The organism is Azonexus sp. (genome assembly GCF_036170495.1).
GTDB lineage: Bacteria > Pseudomonadota > Gammaproteobacteria > Burkholderiales > Rhodocyclaceae > Azonexus.
The window spans coordinates 1-1,085 of the sequence record NZ_JAVHPH010000117.1 but is presented as its reverse complement, the minus strand read 5'-3'; the positions used below and the strand labels follow the sequence as shown (position 1 = coordinate 1,085).

At 61.8% G+C, this 1,085-nt stretch carries 1 protein-coding gene; it reads right to left on the bottom strand.

Annotated elements, in window-relative coordinates; translation table 11 throughout:
• Positions 1–510: 510 nt before the first annotated feature.
• A partial coding sequence (gene hypD / locus ADADOO_RS03775; RefSeq protein ID WP_511275148.1) for a hydrogenase formation protein HypD occupies positions 511–1,085 on the bottom strand: 575 nt, incomplete at its 5' end.

Below are 1,085 nucleotides of genomic sequence, written 5' to 3'. Positions count from 1 at the left end.
CCCTTTATCCGCCAGCCCCTGCGTTGCTCGGCACCTTCCAAGGGGCCCGGTAAACAGCCGCGTGCCCAACCAGTGGCGCGGTCATTCCCACGTAGGCGGGAATCCAGCAGGAGTATGGACTCCCGCTTCGCCCGCCGCGAAGCGGAGTCCCGGGTGTGTCGAGGCCGCGGGAGTGACGGGGATGGGGTGGGTGCGACTAAATGATGGATTTCATTTTTGGCCGTTTTTTCCGGTTGACCGTGGGAATGTAATTTTTGCTCGAACTGGTCGAGCACGGACGCTTTTGGGCCCCTTGAGAGGCGCTGAGCAACGCAGGCGGGCCGGGGGCCTTCGGCTGGCGTTGTCTGAGCCGTAGGCGAGTTTAGCCAGCCGCCCGGCCCGACGAGTAGCGGAAGGAACCCGAAGGGCGCCGACCCAGGGTCGCCTTTTCTTTGCTTACTTTCTTTTGGCGAAGCAAAAGAAAGTAAGACGCCCCGCAAGGGCGGAACCCCATGCCAACTAACCCAAACTTTAGGCCACATCCTTATACCGCCCATAGGTATAGTGCGCCGCACAAGCCCCCTCCGACGACACCATGCACGACCCCACCGGATTCTCCGGCGTACAGACCGTCCCGAAGATCTTGCAGTCCTGCGGCCGCTTGACCCCGCGCAGGATCGCCCCGCACTCGCAGGCCTTGTGATCGGCCACCGACTGATAGCCCAGCGGAAAACGCTTTTCAGCATCAAATTCGGCGAACTGGCCACGAATGCGCAACGCCGAGTAGGGCAACACGTTCAACCCCCGCCATTCAAAATTCTTCCGCATCTCGAACACTTCGGCGACCAACGCCTGCGCCTTCTTGTTGCCATCACGGTCAACGGCGCGCGAGAACTCGTTCTCGACCTCGGCCCGGCCTTCATTGACCTGGCGGATCAGCATCTTGATCGCCTGCATCACGTCGAGCGGCTCGAAGCCGGCGATGACCACCGGCTTCCTGTATTCCTCGGCGAAGAACTCGTACGGTCGACTGCCAATAATGGTCGAAACGTGGGCCGGGCCGATGAAGCCGTCGAGCGGCACGGTGCCCCACTGGCGCACTTCCG